At 69.3% G+C, this 14,165-nt stretch carries 15 protein-coding genes and 1 pseudogene; 3 read left to right on the top strand and 13 right to left on the bottom strand.

The features are described from left to right. Positions 1-33: 33 nt before the first annotated feature. The 13 genes and pseudogenes from FVP33_RS17855 to FVP33_RS17915 all read right to left on the bottom strand — a co-directional run bounded on the left by FVP33_RS17855 (position 34) and on the right by FVP33_RS17915 (position 12,346). A complete protein-coding gene (locus FVP33_RS17855) occupies positions 34-1,248 on the bottom strand; it encodes an acetyl-CoA C-acetyltransferase (RefSeq protein ID WP_187270795.1) in 1,215 nt (404 codons plus the stop codon). Further along, complete coding sequence (locus FVP33_RS17860) at positions 1,245-1,889, bottom strand: CoA transferase subunit B (RefSeq protein ID WP_147785049.1); 645 nt, start codon at positions 1,887-1,889, stop codon at positions 1,245-1,247. The genes FVP33_RS17855 and FVP33_RS17860 overlap by 4 nt, the downstream gene beginning before the upstream one ends. Beyond that, on the bottom strand, positions 1,889-2,665 hold the full coding sequence (locus FVP33_RS17865; RefSeq protein ID WP_147785050.1) for a CoA transferase subunit A: 777 nt from the start codon (positions 2,663-2,665) through the stop codon (positions 1,889-1,891). Before FVP33_RS17865 ends, FVP33_RS17860 begins: the two co-directional genes overlap by 1 nt. Beyond that, positions 2,666-3,844 (bottom strand): bifunctional 3-oxoadipate enol-lactonase/4-carboxymuconolactone decarboxylase PcaDC, encoded by a 1,179-nt coding sequence (gene pcaDC, locus FVP33_RS17870; RefSeq protein WP_147785051.1) that lies wholly within the window; start codon positions 3,842-3,844, stop codon positions 2,666-2,668. It lies immediately after the preceding gene. Continuing rightward, positions 3,841-5,175, bottom strand: a complete 1,335-nt coding sequence (locus tag FVP33_RS17875) for a lyase family protein (protein WP_222706786.1) — start codon at positions 5,173-5,175, stop codon at positions 3,841-3,843. Before FVP33_RS17875 ends, pcaDC begins: the two co-directional genes overlap by 4 nt. Further along, a complete protein-coding gene (gene pcaG, locus FVP33_RS17880; RefSeq protein ID WP_187270796.1) occupies positions 5,168-5,761 on the bottom strand; it encodes a protocatechuate 3,4-dioxygenase subunit alpha in 594 nt (197 codons plus the stop codon). Before pcaG ends, FVP33_RS17875 begins: the two co-directional genes overlap by 8 nt. After that, on the bottom strand, positions 5,748-6,521 hold the full coding sequence (gene pcaH / locus FVP33_RS17885) for a protocatechuate 3,4-dioxygenase subunit beta (RefSeq protein ID WP_147785053.1): 774 nt from the start codon (positions 6,519-6,521) through the stop codon (positions 5,748-5,750). The genes pcaG and pcaH overlap by 14 nt, the downstream gene beginning before the upstream one ends. A 2-nt stretch (positions 6,522-6,523) precedes the next feature. Continuing rightward, a complete protein-coding gene (locus FVP33_RS17890; RefSeq protein WP_222706787.1) occupies positions 6,524-7,717 on the bottom strand; it encodes a 4-hydroxybenzoate 3-monooxygenase in 1,194 nt (397 codons plus the stop codon). 92 nt (positions 7,718-7,809) lie between these two features. After that, on the bottom strand, positions 7,810-8,577 hold the full coding sequence (locus FVP33_RS17895; protein ID WP_147785054.1) for an IclR family transcriptional regulator: 768 nt from the start codon (positions 8,575-8,577) through the stop codon (positions 7,810-7,812). A 28-nt stretch (positions 8,578-8,605) separates the two neighbouring features. Next, entirely contained in the window at positions 8,606-9,391 is a 786-nt protein-coding gene (locus tag FVP33_RS17900) for an SDR family NAD(P)-dependent oxidoreductase (RefSeq protein ID WP_147785055.1), read from the bottom strand. A 147-nt stretch (positions 9,392-9,538) separates the two neighbouring features. Then, positions 9,539-9,709: pseudogene (locus FVP33_RS20255) on the bottom strand (fibronectin type III-like domain-contianing protein); the annotation flags it as partial. A gap of 148 nt (positions 9,710-9,857) precedes the next feature. Further along, positions 9,858-11,306 (bottom strand): MFS transporter, encoded by a 1,449-nt coding sequence (locus FVP33_RS17910; RefSeq protein WP_246142407.1) that lies wholly within the window; start codon positions 11,304-11,306, stop codon positions 9,858-9,860. Then, on the bottom strand, positions 11,303-12,346 hold the full coding sequence (locus tag FVP33_RS17915) for a zinc-dependent alcohol dehydrogenase family protein (protein WP_147785056.1): 1,044 nt from the start codon (positions 12,344-12,346) through the stop codon (positions 11,303-11,305). Before FVP33_RS17915 ends, FVP33_RS17910 begins: the two co-directional genes overlap by 4 nt. Before the next feature lie 127 nt (positions 12,347-12,473). Here FVP33_RS17915 and FVP33_RS17920 point away from each other — a divergent pair, with 127 nt between their 5' ends. Genes FVP33_RS17920 through FVP33_RS17930 form a run of 3 tightly spaced genes read left to right on the top strand, consistent with a single transcriptional unit; the run spans position 12,474 to position 14,160 of the window. After that, positions 12,474-13,367, top strand: coding sequence for a helix-turn-helix domain-containing protein (locus FVP33_RS17920; RefSeq protein ID WP_147785057.1), 894 nt, complete (start codon positions 12,474-12,476; stop codon positions 13,365-13,367). Between the two features lie 32 nt (positions 13,368-13,399). Beyond that, positions 13,400-13,798, top strand: a complete 399-nt coding sequence (locus FVP33_RS17925) for a (R)-mandelonitrile lyase (protein ID WP_147785058.1) — start codon at positions 13,400-13,402, stop codon at positions 13,796-13,798. Next, entirely contained in the window at positions 13,795-14,160 is a 366-nt protein-coding gene (locus tag FVP33_RS17930; RefSeq protein ID WP_147785059.1) for a DUF2255 family protein, read from the top strand. Before FVP33_RS17925 ends, FVP33_RS17930 begins: the two co-directional genes overlap by 4 nt. The last annotated feature ends 5 nt before the right edge of the window (positions 14,161-14,165 follow it).

A 14,165-nucleotide genomic window follows, 5' to 3' on the forward strand; every position in this document is an offset into this window, starting at 1 on the left:
AGGCGGCGCTTCTGCATCCTTCAGGTCTGCCATTCAGGCCCGCTCGAAGACGGCGGCGAGGCCCTGCCCGCCGCCGATGCACATGGTTTCGAGGGCGTAGCGGCCGTCCATCCGCTGCAGCTGGTGGGCGAGGCCGGCGAGGATCCGCACGCCGGTGGCGCCGATCGGATGCCCGAGGGAGATCCCGCCGCCGTTCGGGTTGGTGCGCTCCCAGTCGGTCTCCGTGAAGTTCCACTCGCGGCTGACCGCGATCACCTGGGCGGCGAAAGCCTCGTTGAGCTCGATGAGGTCGAGGTCCTTCAGACCGATTCCGGCGCGCTCGAGTGCCAACTTCGTCGAGGGCACCGGGCCGAGCCCCATCCGGGTCGGGTCGACGCCGGCGCGCGCCCAGGACACGAGGCGCACGAGCGGGGTGAGGCCGAGCTCGGCAGCGCGCTCGGGGGTGGTGACGATGCACGCGGCGGCCGCATCGTTCTGGCCGCTCGAGTTGCCGGCGGTGACCGTGGCGTCCGGATCGCCCTTCGTCACCGGCTTCAGCCGGGCGAGCACCTCCACCGACGTGTCGGCACGAGGGTGTTCGTCGGTCGTGACGACGACGTCGCCCTTCCGGCCCGGCACGGTCACGGGCACGATCTCCGCGTCGAACAGCCCGGCGGTCTGTGCGGCCACCGCCCGTTGGTGCGACCGCGCCGCGAGTTCGTCCTGCTCCTCGCGGCCGATTCCGTAGTCGCGGCGGAGGTTCTCCGCCGTCTCGACCATGCCCCCGGCGGTCGGGTAGAACCTGCCGCCGGCGGTCGAGCGACCGCGGGTGAGCGCGTCGTGCAGCATGAGGCCGGCGCCCGAGATGCCGCGACGGCCCTCGACCGTGTACAGCGGGGCGTTCGACATCGACTCCACCCCGCCGGCGATCACGAGGTCACTCGCGCCGGTCTGCACCTGCAGCGCCGCGTCGATCACCGCCTGCAGGCCCGATCCGCACCGCCGGTCCACCTGGTAGCCACCCACGGTGACGGGGAGCCGGGCATCGAGGGCCGCGACCCGGGCGATCGGTGGCGCCTCGGACGTGGGGTAGCCCTGGCCGAAGATCACGTCATCGACCAGCGAGCCGTCGAGTCCGGTTCTCGCCACCAGCTGCTCGATCACCAGGGTCGCGAGCGACAGGGCGGACAGCGTGGCGAACTGGCCGCCGAACCGGCCGACCGGGGTGCGCAGCGGCTCGCAGATCACGACCTGGCGCAACTCGGTCATGCCGTCACCAGCGCGATCGCGAGCGGGGCGCCGGTGGCGGCCACGACCTCCTCGACCGTGACTCCGGGGGCGAGTTCGCGGAGGACCAGGCCGTCTCCGGTCACGTCGATCACGGCCAGGTCGGTGATGATCAGGCCCACGCAGCGCACCCCCGTGAGCGGCAGGCTGCAGCGCTCGACGATCTTGTGGCTGCCGTCCTTGGCCACGTGCTCCATCAGCACGATCACCCGGTCCGCGCCGTTCACGAGGTCCATGGCCCCACCCATGCCCTTGATGAGCTTGCCGGGCACCGCCCAGTTCGCGATGTCCCCGGCGACCGAGACCTGCATCGCGCCGAGCACCGCTGTAGCGATCCGACCGCCCCGGATCATGCCGAAGCTCGCCGCGGAGTCGAAGTACGACGCACCCGGAAGCACGGTGACGGTCTCCTTGCCCGCGTTGATGAGCTTCGGATCCTCCTCGCCCTCCCACGGGTACGGGCCGACACCGAGGATGCCGTTCTCGGAATGCAGGACAACGGTGACGTCGCCCGGAATGTGGTTGGGAATCAGCGTCGGCAACCCGATGCCGAGGTTGACATAGGTGCCATCGTGCAGCTCCAGTGCGGCACGGGCGGCCATCTCGTCGCGGGTCATCGCCATCAGTTTGCTCGCCTTCGTACGGTGGTCTTCTCGATCGGCAGCTCCGTCGACTGCTCGCGACTGAGCACGACGACGCGGTCGATATAGATGCCGGGCAGGTGGATCTCGTCCGGGTCCAGCTCCCCCGGCTCCACGATCTCGTCCACCTCGGCGATGGAGATGCGGCCGGACATCGCCGCGAGCGGGTTGAAGTTGCGGGTGGACTTCTCGAACACGAGGTTGCCGTGCCGGTCACCCCTCGCCGCCCGCACCAGCCCGTAGTCGGCGCGGATCGCCTGCTCGAACACGTACTCCCGATCCTCGCCGAGCGAGGAGAGCATCCGCGTCTCCTTCGCCGGGGACTGCACGGCGACGCTGCCGTCGGCGGCGTACCGCCAGGGCAGGCCGCCCTCGGAGACCATCGTGCCGACACCGGTGGCGGTGAAGAAGCCGGGGATGCCGACCCCTCCCGCGCGCAGCCGCTCGGCGAGGGTGCCCTGCGGGGTGAGTTCGACCTCGACGTCTCCCCCGAGGTACTGCCGGGCGAACTCCTTGTTCTCGCCGATGTAGGAGGCGATCACCCGGTCGATGCGCCCGGCGGCGAGCAGCTCGCCGAGCCCCCAGCCGTCGACGCCGCAGTTGTTCGACACCACCTCGAGCCCCGAGGTGCCTCGGGCGAGGAGCGCCCGGATCAACACGATCGGCACTCCGACGAGGCCGAAGCCGCCGACCGCGATCGTGGATCCATCGGGGATGTCCGCCACGGCATCCGCGGCGGAGTGGGCTGTCTTGTCCATTCAGTTGTCTCCTGAGTCGAGGTCGGCGAAGACCGACCGGGCGATGGCGAAGGCGCCGTTTGCCGCGGGCAGTCCGGCGTAGAGAGCGGTGTGCATGAGGACCTCGGCTATTTCCGCCCTGGTCAGCCCGTTGGCGATGGCGGCCCGAACGTGCATCGCGATCTCGTTGTCGTGCCCGCCGGTGACGAGGCTCGCGAGGGTCGCGATGCTGCGCTCGCGCCTGCCGAGCCCGGGTCGGCTCCACACGTCCCCCCAGGCATACCGGGTGAGGAACTCCTGGAAGTCCGCCGTCTCGGGCGTGATCTTGGCGTTGGCCCCGTCGACGTGCGTGTCGCCGAGCACCTCTCGACGCACTCGCATCCCCCGCTCGTAGGCGGTATCGGCCGACTCGCGGAGGAGGTCGGCGAGCACCTCGGCGACGAGTACCGGCTGCTCGAGCACGGCGAGGTGGGACGCCGCGGCGATCGTCACGGAATGGGCTCCCGGGATGCGTGCCGCGAGGTTCTGCAGGTCGGCAGCCGTGGTCACAGGGTCGCTCTCGCCGCCGACTACCACCGTCGGAACGCGGATGCCGCCGACCTCTGCCCCGCGGTCGAAGCCGGCGAGCGCCTCGCAGCAGAGGGCGTACGACTCGTCGTCGACCTCGCCCAGTTCGACCAGGGTGCGGGATGCCTCGGCCGGTGCCCGCTCCACGAAACCGGGGGCGAACCAGCGGCCGGGCGTCGCCCCGACCAGCGAGGGCGTGCCTTGGCGGCGCACCTGGCGCGCCCGATCGGCCCAGCCCTCGGCCGTGCCGATCTTCGAATCGGAGTTGAGGATCGCCAGTCCGAGCAGACGGTGCGGATGCCGCAGCGCGAGTTCGATTCCGATGGCCCCGCCGAAGGAGACCCCGGCGTAGACGAAGCGGCCGCCGCCGGTCTCGTCGACGAGCCGGATCACCGCATCCGCGAGTTCCGCGAAGTCGAACGGCGCTGACGCAACCGGGCTGGCCCCGTGCCCCGGGAGGTCGAAACGCAGCACCCGGACGGCACGCCCGGCGGGGGTGGCGCGCAGCGCGGCGAGCGCCGGACCCCAGAGCGCCGTCGTCGTGCCGAGGGAGGGGCCGAGCACCAGAAGGGTGCTCGACGTGCTCTCGGCGCCCGCGGGGTCGATCGAACAGCGCAGGGTCGGCACAGTCATGAGGCATCTCTCTTTCTCAGGCGGGCAGCGCGTCTGGCGAGCGCGGCATCCACCACGGTCGCCGCGGCGACGAGGGTGGTGGCGGTCGACAGTTCCATCGGCACTGCCTCCGCGAACGGCGTTGGGCCGTCGATGGCCGAGGCCACCATCGCGGTCGCCTCGGCCCGGCCGCGGTCGCGGGTGAGCCGCGAGAACACCTCTTCGGAGTAGATCAGCCCGGCCGTGAGATCGACGTTGGCACGCATCCGGTCGGCATCCACGACGAGCCCGGCGAAGAGGGCGGCGGATGCCTCGGACGCCTCGACGGCGAGCGCGAGAAGCTGCCGAAGGGCCTGCCACTCGGAGTGCCACTCGCCCGCGGCCCGTTCGTCGGCCGAGGCCATCGCCGAGAACAGGGTCGAGAGCAGCCCGGGCGATCGCCCTGCGGCCGCGACGATGAGCACCGCCGTGGCCGGATTGCGTTTCTGCGGCATCGCCGACGATGAGCCGGCTCCGCCCTCGGCGACCTCGGCGACCTCGGTACGGGCGAGCACGAGCAGGTCGGCGGCGATGCGACCGAGGGCACCGAGGGCGGTCGCCAGGGCCGAGGCCAGCCGAGTGACCGGGGAGCGTTCGGCCTGCCAGCTGCGACCGGGGTCGGCGAGACCGAGCCGCGCGGCGAGCCCGGCACGCAGCGCGGCGGGGGCGTCCGGTGAGCCGGTCAGATCCACGAAGGACGACCCGATGCCGACGGAGCCGGCGAGTTGCACGGGGGGCTCGATGCGGCCGAGAGCCGCGATCGCCGACTCGACGCCGTCGAGCCAGCCGGCGACCTTCGCCCCGAACGTGATGGGGGCCGCGTGCTGGGTGAGGGTGCGCCCGGGCATGAGGCTTCCGCGGTGCTCGTCGGCCAGGTCGGCGAGGCGGGCGCCCAGGTTGTCGAGACGATCGGCCACGACCACGATCGCCCGGGAGGCCACGAGCATCAGCGCGGAGTCGAGGATGTCCTGGCTGGTCGCACCCCGGTGGATCCAGTCGCCCGCGCCGGGCCGCTCCCGGTCGGTGTAGTCGCGAAGCGCGGCGACGAGCGGGATCACGGGGTTGCCGCCGGCGCGCGCTCCCCGGCGGAGGGCGTCACGGTCGACCCGGGCGCCCGAGAGCGAGGACGCGATCTCCTCCAGCCAGGCCGGTGCGAGGCCGGCGTCCGCCCAGGCGCCGGTGAGGGCGGCCTCGACGGCGATCAGGGCGGCGAGCACGGCGTCGTCCCCGGTCAGCGCGCAGGAGCCGCTGCCGAAGGCGAGCGGCTCGAGGAGGCCCCAGTCCGAGGCGTCGTCGCCCGGGGCGTCAGGCACGGCGGGAGAGCGGATAGTCGATGAACACGGTCTCATTCTCGCCCTGCAGGCGGATGTCGAACCGATACTGCGCGGCTCCGTCCCGTTCGGCGACCAGGGTGGCCACCCGAGCCGCGTCCACTCCGGCCAGGAACGGGTCGGCCCCGTTCGCGGCCGGCTCGTCGGAGAAGTACGCCCGCGTGAACAGGTGGTGCAGAAGCCCCCGCGCAAACACGGTCACGAGAATGTAGGGCGCGGACCCGGCGCGGGCCGACCCCGGCTTCACCGTGGTGAAGGAGTAGTGCCCGGAGCCATCCACCGCGGCACGCCCGAAGCCGGTGAAGGTGTAGCCGTCCCGGTGCAGGCTGCCGCGCTCCGCGACAACGGCGCCCGCGGCATCCGGCTGCCAGATCTCGATGAGGGCATCCGGCACCGGCTCGGAGTCGCCGTCGAACACCGTGCCGTGGAGGCGGATCGTCTCTGGCGCGTGGGGCGGCAGCAACTCGGGCCCGCCCGCATAGGGCAACGCGTAGCCGTAGAACGGGCCTACCGTCTGTGACGGGGTCTGGCGCGCCGCCATCGCATGGGTCGAATCAGGCGTGGTCATCGTGTTCGCCCTCCATCCAGGTCGCCTTCGAACCGGTCAGCACGATGTCCCAGCGGTAGCCGATCGCCCAATCCGGCTCGGTCACATCGTGGTCGTAGTGCGCGATCAGCCTCTGCCGGGCGCTCGCGTCGGTGATCGACTGCAGGATCGGGTCGAGCGGGAAGAGCGGATCGCCGGGGAAGTACATCTGGGTGACGAGCCGCTGGGTGAATTCGGTTCCGAACAGCGAGAAGTGGATGTGAGCCGGTCGCCACGCGTTGCGGTGGTTTCTCCAGGGGTAGGCGCCCGGCTTGATCGAGGTGATGCGGTAGCTGCCGTCGTCTCCGGTGATCAGCCTGCCGGTGCCGGTGAAGTTGGGGTCGAGCGGCGCCGGATGCTGGTCGCGCTTGTGCACGTAGCGTCCGGCCGAGTTGGCCTGCCACACCTCCACCAGCTGGTTGCGCACCGGGCGTCCCTCCCCGTCGAGCACCCGTCCGGTGACGATGATGCGCTCGCCGAGCGGTTCGCCGGAGTGCTGGATGGTGAGGTCGCTCTCCTGGGGCGCCACATCGGTGTGGCCGTAGACGGGCGAGACGAGTTCGATCACCTCGGGGTCGGCACGAACGAGGTCGTGCAGCGGATGCCGCAGCGTCGCGCTCCGATAGGCCGTGAATCCACGGTCCGGGTGATCGGCGCCGGGGGTGGCCCCCGCCTGAAGCCGGGTGATCTCGGCGGAGATCTCGGCCTGGCTCGCCAGTTCGTCTCGGGACGGGTCGGTCATGGTTACAGCCCTTCGATCGGGAGTCCGGTGTACTGCTCGGCGAGCCCGCGCCTGGCGTGCTCCGATCCGGTGACGTAATCGAGTTGCCCGAGCTGGCTCATGTGGCGGAAGGCCCGGTCCGCGTCACTAGCACCCGGGCCGCTGGTGTGCAGCATGTCGGTCATCCACTGCGAGAAGTACTGGGTCTTCCACTGCCGGCGCAGGGCACGGTCACTGTACAGCGTCAGTGGGACGCGGTCGCCGGCGAAGAAGGCGGTGAAGGCCGCCCCGAGCATCGCGACGTCGGAGATCGCGGCGTTGAGTCCCTTGGCTCCGGTCGGAGGCACGATGTGGCCGGCGTCGCCGACCAGGTAGAGGCTGCCGTACTCGAGGGTGGATGCGACGAAGCTGCGCATCGGCGTGATCGACTTCTCGGTGACCTCGCCCTCGTGCAGCGTCCACCCGTCCACTCCGAGGCGGGTGTGCAGCCCGTCCCAGATGCGGGCGTCGCTCCAGTCGTCGATGGACTCGCCGGGGTCCACCTGCAGGTAGAGCCGGGAGACCGACGGCGATCGCATGGAGTGCATAGCGAAGCCGTCCTCGTGCAGCGCGTAGATCAACTCGTCGGTCGACGGGGCGACGTTGGCGAGGATGCCGAGCCAGGCGAACGGGAAGTCCCGCTCGTACGAGGTGATGGCTCCGGCCGGGATGATCGTGCGACAGACACCGTGGAACCCATCGGCCCCGACGATGAAGTCGGCGTCGACGGTGAATTCGACCCCGTCGTTGACGAAGTCGACCGAGGGATGTGGGGTGTCGATGCCCCGGGGAAGCACGCCGCTCGACTCGAAGTAGACGGCCGAACCGAGGGCATCGTGCGCGAGCATGAGGTCGTTCACCACCTGCTGCTGGCCGTAGACGGTCACGGTGCGGTCGATGAGCGCCTTGAAGTCGATGCGGTGCCGAGTGCCGGCGTACTGCAGGTAGATGCCGTCGTGCACGAGGCCCGCCTCACGTAGCCGGGAGTCCAGCCCGAGCGAGGCGAGAACATCCACCGAGGACTGTTCGAGCACCCCCGCACGCACGCGGGACAGGATGTACTCGCGCGAGCGCTGCTCGACGATGACGAAGTCGATGCCCGATTTCTCGAGCAGATGTCCGAGGAGGAGACCCGCGGGACCGGCGCCGATGATGGCGACCGTGGTTCGAATGTTCACTGCGGGCCTTCGCGACGGTGGGAATGGTGGCTCAACTGTCTCGGAACGGCGCACCAGCCACTACGGCAATTCCATTGAGTGGAAGAAAGAACTCAGGCCCGCCAGCCGAGCGCCCGGGAAATCCCTCGAGCCGCGACGCTCACGGCGAGCGGAAACTGCGGATCCGCACTTCGGTCGGCGTGCGCCACGATGGAGACGGCCGCCACCACCTCGCCGGTGTGATCCCGTATCGGTGCCGCGGCCGAGAAGGAGTCCTCCGTCATCTCGTTCACCGAGACGACGAGGTCCCTGGCGCGGATGTCGGCGAGCCGCGGCCGTAGCTCGGGGTCCGTCGTCATCGTGTTCTGCAGATACCGGCGCGGCCGAGCCTGCACCACCTGCTCGAACACGTCGGCCGGCGCGAACGCGAGCAGCACCAGCCCCACGCCCGTGGCGTGCAGGGGAAGCCGGCTGCCCACCTCCGAGATCACCGGGACGGCACCCCGGCCGGAGAACCGCTCGAGGTACAGCGCGCCCAGCCCATCCCGCACCGCGAGGTGCACGTTCTCCCTCGTGAGTTCGTAGAGGTCCTCGAGGTATGGCCGGGCGACGGTGCGCAGCCGGCGGGCCGTCGGCGCCCGCATGCCGAGCTTCCACAGCCGCATCCCCACGCGGTAGCGGCCCTCGTCGGTGCGCACGATTCCACCCCACTCCACCCACTCGGTGACGAGCCGGTGGGTGGTGGACAGCGGCAACCCGCTGCGGCGGGCGATCTCGCCGAGCGTCAGGTCGTCGCTGCCCGGGCCGCCGAACGCGTCGGCGATCGCGAAGACGCGTTCGGCGACCGAGCGCGGGTCGTCCGACGAGCGGTTGCCTGCCATGGCGCAATGCTAGCGGTGCCACCCCCAGTCAATCGCTGATGACCGTTCCCCCATCCACCATGATGTTCTGGCCCGAGACGAACGAACCGGCCGGCGATGCGAGCCAGAGGGCAGTTCCGGCGATGTGGAACGGCTCACCGAAACGGCGGAGCGGCGTCTTCGCCAGTCGCGCGTCGGCCAGTTCGGAATCCGAGGTGATCGTGCGCGCGAGATCGGTGTCGATGACGCCGGGCGCGATGGAATTGACCCGGATGTTCCGATCGCCCCACTGCACGGCAAGGTTGCGGGCAAGCTGCGCATTCGCCGCCTTCGTGATGCCGTACTGACCAAGAATCCGATTGCCACGAACGCCGGCGATGCTCGACATGATGAGAAAGGTTCCCCCTCCACCCCTCGCTATCACCGGCAGGGTGAGGTTGGCCATCGCGATGACGCTGCGGACGTGAACGTCGAACATCACCTCGAGCTGGTCTTCAGTGCCGCCCGTATGCGGGCTGCTGTCGAGGGCGACCCCGGCGTTGCAGAACACGACGTCGAGACGGCCGTGTGCCCGGATGACGAAGTCGACCAGATCCTCGAGTGCCCGATGGTCTGTCACATCGAGCGTCCGGCCCTCGACGGCCAGCCCGTGTTCGTCGGCGATTCGCGCGGCGACGCGCTCTGGATCCTCGTGCTCGAGTCCGGTGAGAATCGTGGTCGCGCCGGCCGAGGCGAAGGCCTCGGCCGTGGCGAGTCCGATGCGGCGGGTCGCTCCCGTGACCACGGCGACCATTCCCTCGAGGGAGAAGAGCTCGGTGACCTGTGCTGCCGTCATACCATGACCTCGGTTCGCGCTCGGGCTACGCGACGAGCGTGACTCGGGTGACCTTCGCCGAGGCGAGCGAACCGCCGACGAACACCTCGAACTCCCCCGGCTCCAGGACCAGTTCGGGCAACGGGCCAACGGGCCGTCGCCCCAGAACCCGAGATCCTCCGCGCCCAGATCGAACTCGACCGTCACGGAATGGCCGGGCTCCAGGGTGACCCGCCGAAAGCCCCTCAGCCGGCGCACGGGTTGGGCGATGCTCGCCACCACGTCGTGGACGTACAACTGCACAACCTCGTCGCCGAGCACCGTGCCCGTGTTCGTCACCGATACCGAGACGCGGACTCCGCCCGCCGAAATGCTGAAATCCTGAGCTGTCCCCGACTATCACCCCATCGGTGAGTTCGACGATCTTCGGCGCGAAGTCTCCGACGACCCTCTGGATGGCGGAGGGTTCGGTCATTGTGGGCTCCTTCTACATGGCGGGAACGGTCGCGGCAGCGTTGGATTGCCGTACTCGCGCGCGGGCCGAGCGTGCGGCTGGCGCGATGAGCGCCAGGGTGGCGGCCAGGGCAAGTGCGAGCAGGACGCTGCCGGCGGTGAGGGCTGCCGACACTTCGGTCGCAAGCCGTGCCTGAGCAGACGCGTGGTCGACAGCGGCTCCCGCAGCGGATGCGGTGGCCACAAGGATGCCGAGTCCGAGCGATGATCCGACCTGGTGGAAGGTGTTGACGAGCCCAGATGCGGCACCCGCGTCAGCAGGCGAGGTGCCGGCGATCCCGGCGGAGGTCATGGGTGCGAACGCGAGGCCCTGCCCACCGCCGATCAGCACCATGGGCAGGGCGACCCCGAGCAGGTAGCTGCTGTCGGGGTCGACGCGACTCAGCCAGATCATGCCGGCCAGGGTGAGAGCGACTCCCGCGACGAGCACCGGCACGGCACCGGCGCGCCCGATGATCCGCGGGACCAGCATGGCGACGGCGAAGTTCACGATGGTCATCGGCAGGAACGCCAGCCCTGCCTGCAGCGCGGTGAATCCGAGCACTCTCTGCAGGAACTGCGAGGTGAAGAAGAAGAATCCGATCATGGCCGCGAGGTAGAAGAAACGCGTGAGGAAAGCGCCGGTGCGCTCACGACTCGCGAACAGCCTCAGCGGCACGATCGGCTGCACCGCACGCGATTCGACGATGACCAGGAGCACCAGGGCGACGACAGCGCCACCGAGGGCGATCAGCGTGGGGACCGACGTCCAGCCATTCTCCGAGCCGTTGAGCGTGGCGAACACCAGTCCCCCGACGCCCAGAGTGGAGAGGATCGCACCGGCGATGTCGAGCCTCCCGGGATGCGCCGGGATTCGCGGGAGGTACCGGGGAGCCAGGGCGATCATCGCGATGCCGATCGGAACGTTGACGAAGAACCCGGCACGCCAGGAGATCCACGACGCCAGAGCGCCGCCGATGACGAGGCCGAGGCTCGCCCCGATTCCCGCCATCGCCGCGTACCAGGCGACGGCCCGTGCTCGTTCCCGTCCTTCGAAGCTCGCCGTGAGCAACGAAAGGGCGGAAGGGGCCACGATCGCGGCGCCGATGCCCTGCACCGCGCGGGAGGCGATCAGCCATCCCGCCGATGGGGCGAGCGCGATGGACAGGGAGGCGGAGGCGAAGATGATCAGCCCGACGATGAACACGCGTTTGCGGCCGATCAGGTCGCCCGCCCGCGCGCCCAGCAGCAGCAACCCTCCGAACACGAGGGTGTAGGCATCCTGCACCCAGGCCAGTTCGGTTGCTGACAGGTGCAGGTCCGCCTGAAGGCTGGGCAGCGCAGTGAAGATGACGGAGTTGTCGAGCAGGATCATGAAGTAGCTGACGAGAATGATCGCGAGGATCGCGCCCTTGTGCCGCACGGTTGTCCCGGGGGTGCTCACGGGGTGACCATCACCTTGAGCGCGGAGCGCTCGTCCATCGCCCGGTATCCGTCTGGGGTGTGTTCGAGGTCCACCGTCCGGTCGAACACCTCGCCGGGATTCACGGTGCCGTCGAGCACCGCGGGCAGTAGGTGCTCGATGTAGGCACGAACCGGCGCGGGGCCGCCGGTGAGGGTGACGTTCTTGCCGAACAAGCTGCCGAATCCGACCGGGGCACTCTCGTATTGCGGCACGCCGACCCGGCTGATGACTCCGCCCGGACGGACGACGCCGAGGGCCTGCTCATAGGCGGGCATGTGTCCGACCGCCTCGAGAACGGCGCGGGTGCCGTACCCGCCGGTCAGCTCTCGGACTCTCTCGATGCCCTCCTCACCGCGCTCGGCCACGACATCCGTGGCACCGAACTTGCGGCCGAGGTCCGTGCGGGACTGGTGACGGCCCATGAGGATGATCTGCTCGGCACCCAGCTGACTGGCCGAGAGCACGGCGAGCAGTCCGACGGCGCCATCGCCGATCACCGTGACGGTGCTGCCGTCGGTGATGCCGGCGCGGACCGCGGCGTGCCACCCCGTTCCGTAGACGTCCGAAAGGCTGAGGAGCGACGGATAGAGATCGGGCGAGACGGGGCCGGGTACCTTCACGAGGGTGCCGTCAGCGAGCGGGACGCGAACGGCTTCGGCCTGCGCGCCCCCGACCTGCAGGCGCGGCATGTTCCAGAAACCGCCGTGCTCGCAGGAGGTCTGCAGTCCCTCGCGGCAGAACGGGCAGGTGCCGTCCGACCAGGCGAAAGGTGCGATGACGAAGTCGCCGACCTTGAGGGTCGCGACGTCGGCGCCGGTCTCCTCGATCACCCCGATGAACTCGTGGCCGATGGTGGCGCCCTGGTCGGACGCAGGCATGGAGTGGTAGGGGTGCAGGTCGCTGCCGCAGATGCACGCGCGCGTCACCCGGACTATCGCGTCGGTGGGTCGGAGGATTCTCGGGTCCGGCGCATCCTCGACACGGATGTCTCCGGCTCCGTAAATGTAGGTGGCTCTCACGGGCGTTCCTTTCACTGATGTTCTCGAGTTCCATCCCATCCCTGATGCGCACACCGCGGGAGTGACTGCCATTACGTGTAATGCCAGTACCTCCCACAGCGCGAGACGGCGGCCTAACGTCGTAGTCATGACCAACCAGGACGACGTCAAGGAGTTCCTCTCCTCCAGACGAGCGAAGATCACCCCGGATCAAGCGGGTTTACCCGCCTATGGCGGCAATCGACGGGTGAAGGGTCTCCGCCGCGAAGAGGTCGCCATGCTCGCAGGAATGAGCGTGGACTATTACAACCGCCTCGAACGTGGGAACCTCCGTGGGGTGTCGGACGCCGTGCTCGGCTCCGTCGCCCGCGCGCTTCACCTCGACGAAGCGGAGACCTCACACCTCTTCGACCTCGCCCGAGCAGCGAGCGCGTCGCCGACGAAGCGACGCCGATCGAGTCCGCTCGGCGTGCGGCCCAGCGTTCAGCGGATGCTCGATGCCATGACCGAGGCCCCGGCCTGGGTGCGCAATGCTCGCCACGATTTCCTTGCGGCCAACCGTCTCGGGTTCGCGCTGTACAGCGAGATCTTCACCGACCCCGTGCGGCCGGCCAACAACGCGAGGTTCGTCTTCCTCAACGAGCGCTCGAAAGCGTTCTTCCCGGACTGGGAACGCGCGGCAGACGACATCGTGGCCATGCTTCGATCCGAGGCGGGCGTGAACCCCTACGACCGGGACCTGTCCGACCTGATCGGCGAACTGTCGACCCGCAGCGAGACCTTCCGCACTCGCTGGGCGGCGCACAACGTGCGGTTCCATCGCACCGGGGTCAAACGGCTGCATCACCCGCAAGTCGGCGACCTCGAGCTCTCCTACGAAGCGATGGAACTGAGCTCAGACCCCGGCCTCACCTTCCTCGCCTACACGGCCGAACCGAACACGCCCTCGGCGGACGGCCTGCGCCTTCTCGCAAGCTGGGCCGCCACTCTCGACGCCGTCGAAGCGCCGACGACCGACCCCGCCATCCCCCACAACAACTAGACAACCGCTCCCCACCTGAAGGAGAACTCCGCATGGAGATCATCACCCTGCCCGCCACCTCCAAGGGCCCGGCAGCCATGTTCGCCGGCGACGTCTGGTTCGACGTCGTCGCCCCGCCGCAGGCCGACCCATCGCGCATGAAAGTCAACATCGTGCACTTCTCCCCCGGGGCGCACACCGCCTGGCACTCACACGCTCTCGGGCAGACCCTGCACGTCACCGAGGGCGTCGGATACGTCCAGTCCCGCGGAGGAGAGGTCGTGAAGATCCTCCCCGGCCAGACCATCTATACCCCGCCGGGGGAAGAGCATTGGCACGGTGCGACACCCGACCATTTCATGTCTCACCTGGCGATGTGGGAGGGCATCCCCGAAGGCGGGGAGACCACCTGGGGTGCCCACCTCACCGACGACGAATACCCGTCAGCATGAGCGGCTGGACAGCCGACGAACTCTCCCGGATCGGTAAAGCGGGCGAACTACGCATCGCGGGACGCCGCGCCGACGGCACGCTCCGCACACTTGTCATCATCTGGCAGGTTCGAGTCGGCGACGACATCTACGTGCGTTCTGTCAACGGACCGGGAGCCGCCTGGTACCGCGGCACCCAGGAACTCGGCGAAGGACACATCGAGTCCGGCGGTATTTCGAAGGACGTCACCTTCACCAGCGACGACTCGAAGGACGCGGAAATCGACGCCGCCTACCGAGCCAAATACGGAAACGGCAGCCCCGTCCGCGCCATCACCAGCGCGACCGCCACCAGCACCACCCTGCGCGTTGACCCGCGCTGAGTTGA

The organism is Lacisediminihabitans profunda, from assembly GCF_008040105.1.
GTDB lineage: Bacteria > Actinomycetota > Actinomycetes > Actinomycetales > Microbacteriaceae > Lacisediminihabitans > Lacisediminihabitans profunda.